Annotated in this window: 4 protein-coding genes; 3 read left to right on the forward strand and 1 reads right to left on the reverse strand. The window is 68.7% G+C overall.

Going from position 1 to position 4,916, the window contains the following annotated elements:
- Positions 1-377: 377 nt before the first annotated feature.
- Positions 378-920 carry a GNAT family protein gene (locus K8V84_RS10995; protein ID WP_304073861.1) on the reverse strand — a complete coding sequence of 181 codons (543 nt, stop codon included), beginning with the start codon at positions 918-920 and terminating at the stop codon, positions 378-380.
- Positions 921-1,095: 175 nt separating this feature from the next.
- Between K8V84_RS10995 and K8V84_RS11000 the strand changes: the two genes are divergently transcribed.
- From K8V84_RS11000 to K8V84_RS11010, 3 genes are read left to right on the forward strand one after another with little or no spacing between them, the layout of a single operon-like run.
- Complete coding sequence (locus K8V84_RS11000) at positions 1,096-2,604, forward strand: MmgE/PrpD family protein (protein WP_304073863.1); 1,509 nt, start codon at positions 1,096-1,098, stop codon at positions 2,602-2,604.
- Positions 2,604-3,497 carry a methylisocitrate lyase gene (gene prpB / locus K8V84_RS11005; protein ID WP_304073865.1) on the forward strand — a complete coding sequence of 298 codons (894 nt, stop codon included), beginning with the start codon at positions 2,604-2,606 and terminating at the stop codon, positions 3,495-3,497. Before K8V84_RS11000 ends, prpB begins: the two co-directional genes overlap by 1 nt.
- A gap of 15 nt (positions 3,498-3,512) precedes the next feature.
- Complete coding sequence (locus tag K8V84_RS11010; protein WP_304073866.1) at positions 3,513-4,649, forward strand: bifunctional 2-methylcitrate synthase/citrate synthase; 1,137 nt, start codon at positions 3,513-3,515, stop codon at positions 4,647-4,649.
- Positions 4,650-4,916: the final 267 nt, after the last annotated feature.

The raw sequence follows: 4,916 nt of genomic DNA on the forward strand, positions 1-4,916 counted from the left end.
ACCTTCAAGAACACGTCGCCGACGCGCAGAGTCGCGCGCTCGGAATGGGCGACGACGACCTGGATCTCATCCATGGGCGACAGTATTGCGAGGATGATCGCCGATGTCGCCGGATTTATCACGTGCGATGACGCTGCCGGCCCCCGCGGCATGGGAGGGATGACCGTTTCGGCCCGGGGGTCACACGTGGCCGCGTGCGGACAGGCGCAACCGACACGAAACGCATCCGAGCTGGCGCCGAACCACGCATCGGCTCCGCTCCGTGGTTCTGGATCTCCACGGAGAATCGCGCCACTCGAAAAAGCGACAAGGCACGTGAACCGGTGGTTCACATGCCTTGTCGTGTCTTCAGGGGGCCGATCGGGTTCGGCGGGACCTCACCCTTTCAGGGATGACTTCCACTCGTCGGCGAGAAGCCCGAGCACGACCTCGTCCAGGAACTCGCCCAGCACCCAGGCCGACGAGCGCATGACACCTTCGTGCACGAAACCGTTGCGCTCGGCGGCGAGCAGCATCGCCGTGTTGTCGGCCAACGTCTCGACCTGGAGCCTGTGGAGGCCGCGCAGGACGAAACCGTAGTGGCACAGCACCGCGACGATGTCGGTTCCGTAACCCTTGCCACGGGCGGAGGACAGCACCCCCAGGCCGATGTGCGCGGACCGACTGTGGTCGTCGATCCCCCAGAAGGTCGCCGTCCCGACCAGTTCGTCACTCTCCAGGTCCACGACGGAGAACGCGACATACCCCTGCGCGCTGTCGTCCACCGCGACCGGGGAGCTCTTCGAGCCGGGCGTCGTCGGCCGCCAGGGGCTGCCCTGGGCCCGCGAGTGGATGACCGGGTCGTCGTAGAGATCGGCCTGAAGGAGCGGGATGTCTTCCTCGTGCCGAGCCCTGAGCCCGACCTTGTTACCTCTGAGCATTCAAGCTTTCTATAGGTCCGGGCCGCCCAAGGGCAACTTCATTACTCGAAATTCCTTAACAGGATTAGCGGAATCACCCCTTCGGCTTAGCGGAACCCAGCAGGTTTAGGGCCTTCCACCCGCATTACGCCCGTGCCAATCTCGGCTGCACAACAACCGCGTCGAGGGGATGAACATGGTGCAGCACCGCGTCCGGGTCCACCGGAGCTCGGAGGGGCCCGCCAAGGAGGATCAGCTGGCCCACCGGATCGCGTCCGTGGCGACCGACCCGGTCAAGGTCGAACCCGCCGTGGTGGAGATGGTCGGCAACCGGATCATCGACAACGCCGCCGTGGCCGCCGCCTCCCTGCGCCGCCGACCCGTCCGCAGCGCGCGGGCGCAGGCGACCCGCCATCCGCTTGACCCGGGCGCCACGATCATGGGCACCCCGACCTCCACCCGGGTCTCCCCGGAGTGGGCGGCCTGGGCCAACGGGGTCGCCGTCCGTGAACTGGACTTCCACGACACGTTCCTGGCCGCCGACTACTCGCACCCCGGCGACAACATCCCGCCGATCCTGGCCGTGGCCCAGCACATGGGCAAGGACGGCCGTTCCCTGGTCCGGGGCATCGCCACCGGCTACGAGATCCAGGTCGCGCTGGTCAAGGGCATCTGCCTGCACGAGCACAAGATCGACCACATCGCGCACCTGGGCCCGTCGGCCGCCGCGGGCATCGGCACACTGCTGGAGCCGGGCACCGAGGTCGTCTATCAGGCGGTCCAGCAGGCCCTGCACGTCACCACCACCACGCGTCAGTCCCGCAAGGGCGAGATCTCCAGCTGGAAGGCCTACGCCCCCGCGTTCGCCGGGAAGATGGCCGTGGAGTCCGTGGACCGGGCGATGCGCGGCGAAGGCGCGCCTTCGCCGGCCTACGAGGGCGAGGACGGCTTCATCGCCTACCTGCTCAGCGGTCCCGACGTGGAGTACGTCGTGGAACTCCCCGCTCCGGGCGAGGCCAAGCGCGGCATCCTGGAGACCTACACCAAGGAGCACTCCGCCGAGTACCAGAGCCAGGCCCTCATCGACCTGGCCCGCCGTCTCGGCCCGAAGGTCGGCGACACCTCGAAGGTCCGCGCGATCACCATCCACACCAGCCACCACACGCACTACGTGATCGGCACCGGCTCGGGCGACCCGCAGAAGATGGATCCGCAGGCGAGTCGGGAGACCCTGGACCACTCCATCCCCTACATCTTCGCCGTGGCCCTGCAGGACGGGGAATGGCACCACGAGCGCTCCTACGCCCCCGAGCGGGCCCAACGCCCCGACACCGTCGAGCTGTGGCACAAGATCTCCACGGTCGAGGACCCTGAGTGGACCGAGCGTTACCACGCCACCGACCCGAACAAGAAGGCCTTCGGTGGCCGGGTGGTCGTGGAGATGGCGGACGGAAGCGTCATCGAGGACGAGATCGCCATGGCCGACGCCCACCCGCTGGGCGCCCGCCCCTTCACCCGCCCGGACTACGTCGCCAAGTTCCGCGCGCTGGCGGACGGCGTGGTCTCCCCGGAGGAACAGAATCGTTTCCTGGGGCTGGTGGAGCGGCTGCCCGAGCTCACCGCCGAGGAGGTCCGTCAGCTGACCTTCACCGAGGACACGGCCACCGCCCCACGCGACCTGCCGACCTCGAAGGGGATCTTCTGATGCTGAACGCCACCACCTCACCGAACGCCAAACGCCGTCGCCTGCGCGAGGACCTGGCCTCGGGCCGGTTGCTGCGGGCCCCCGGGGCCATGAACCCGCTCACCGCGGTCCTCATCCAGGAGCTCGGCTTCGAAGCCGCGTACGTGTCGGGCGCGGTGATCGCCGCGGACCTCGCCCTGCCCGACATCGGTCTGACCACCCTGCCCGAGGTCGTCGGTCGCGGGCACCAGATCGCCAGGGTCACCGACCTGCCCACGATCATCGACGCCGACACCGGTTTCGGTGAGCCGATGAACGCGGCCCGCACCGTGCAGTCCCTGGAGGACGCGGGGATCGCCGGCTGCCACCTGGAGGACCAGGTCGATCCCAAGCGCTGCGGCCACCTGGACGGCAAGACCGTCACCGACACCGCCACCATGGTCCGCCGGATCCGCGCCGCGGTCAGCGCCCGTCGTGACGGGGACTTCGTGATCTGCGCCCGCACCGACGCCGCGGCGGTGGAGGGACTGGACGCCGCCATCGAGCGTGCCAAGGCGTACGTGGACGCGGGCGCCGACATGGTCTTCCCCGAGGCGATGCGCGGGCCCGCCGACTTCGAGGCGTTCCGCAAGGCCGTGGACGTGCCGCTGCTGGCCAACATGACCGAGTTCGGCAAGAGCGAGCTGCTCACCGTCGAACAACTCGAATCGCTCGGGTTGAACCTGGTGATCTACCCGGTCACCACGTTGCGTCTGGCCATGGGCGCCGTCGAGGACGGGCTACGGACCATCCGCGAGGAGGGCACCCAGGCGGGCCTCGTCGACCGGATGCAGACCCGCAAGCGCCTCTACGAACTGCTCGACTACCCCGCCTACAACGCCTTCGACGGCGACGTCTTCAACTTCACGATCTGAACGGATGTGGTGAGCATGACCGACACGGCGATCCGCAAGGGCCTGGCCGGGGTGGTGGTCGACACCACCGAGATCTCCATGGTCGACGAGGCCTCCAACTCCCTGACCTACCGGGGCTACCCGGTGCAGGACCTGGCCGCCTCGTGCACGTTCGAGGAGGTCGCGTACCTGCTCTGGTACGGGGAACTGCCCACGGCCGGGCAGTTGCGCGAGTTCACCGCGCGTGAGCGCGTCAACCGCGCCCTGGACCGGCACACGCTGGAACTGCTCCGGAAGCTGCCCGAGACCGCGCACCCCATGGACGTGCTGCGCACCGCCATCAGTTACCTGGGCGCGGACGACCCCACGGAGGACGACGGCTCGGTCGCGGCCAACCGGGTCAAGGCCGAGGCGATGCTGGCCAAGCTGCCCACGGTGGTCGCCGCCGACCACCGACGCCGCCAGGGCCTGGAGCCGATCCAGCCGGATCCGGCCCTGGACTACGCGGAGAACTTCTTCCACATGTGTTTCGGGAAGGTGCCCGAGACCGAGGTGGTGCGCTGCTTCGAGGTCTCGATGATCCTCTACGCCGAGCACAGCTTCAACGCCTCCACGTTCACCGCCCGGGTGGTGACCTCGACGCTGTCGGACATCTACAGCTCGGTGACGGCGGCGATCGGCGCGTTGAAGGGGTCCCTGCACGGGGGCGCCAACGAGGCCGTCATGCACATGCTCGACGAGATCGGCTCCGCGGACCGCGCCGCCGACTGGCTCGACACCGCCCTGGCCGAGAAGCGCAAGATCATGGGCTTCGGGCACCGCGTGTACAAGCACGGTGACTCCCGAGTGCCCACCATGCGCGAGGCGCTGGACAAGATGGCCGCGCTCAAGGGCTCCGACGAGCTCATGGAGCTGTACGAGGCCCTGGAGAAGGCGATGGTGGAGCGCAAGGGCATCCACCCGAACCTGGACTACCCGGCGGGCCCGGCCTACCACCTGATGGGTTTCGAGGTTGCGACCTTCACACCACTGTTCGTGATGGCCCGGATCACCGGGTGGACGGCGCACGTCCTGGAGCAGCAGGCGGCGAACGCGCTCATCCGTCCACTGAGCAGCTACACGGGTCGTGAGCGCCGCCCGGTGCCGCTGCCCGCCCAGCGCCTGGCGGGTTGACCGGGGGTACCTCCCACCGAACAGCCCGACACGGCACCCACCGGCCCGGCCCGATCTCCCTCGGGGTCGGGCCGGCGGCGTGTGCGGGGTTGCGGACCGGGTCTTCAGGGGGTGCCCTCACCCGTGGTCACCTCGGCCCGCTCGTAGCCCGCGCGAACCGTCGGGGAGTCGAAACCGCGTCAGCATGAAGAGGCCGGACGTGATCCGGTAAGCGGTACCGCCCGGTCCCTCCCCCATCAGCAGGACCGGCACGTGCACCACCCAGGC

Origin of the sequence: Nocardiopsis listeri (genome assembly GCF_020741345.1) — a bacterium.
Lineage (GTDB): Bacteria > Actinomycetota > Actinomycetes > Streptosporangiales > Streptosporangiaceae > Nocardiopsis > Nocardiopsis listeri_A.

Bases quoted from the DNA above. Each gene is read 5' to 3' on its own strand.
- K8V84_RS11010 (WP_304073866.1), top strand. From the start codon at position 3,513: ATGACCGACACGGCGATCCGCAAGGGCCTGGCCGGGGTGGTGGTCGAC.
- K8V84_RS10995 (WP_304073861.1), bottom strand. From the start codon at position 920: ATGCTCAGAGGTAACAAGGTCGGGCTCAGGGCTCGGCACGAGGAAGAC.
- prpB (WP_304073865.1), top strand. From the start codon at position 2,604: ATGCTGAACGCCACCACCTCACCGAACGCCAAACGCCGTCGCCTGCGC.
- K8V84_RS11000 (WP_304073863.1), top strand. From the start codon at position 1,096: ATGGTGCAGCACCGCGTCCGGGTCCACCGGAGCTCGGAGGGGCCCGCC.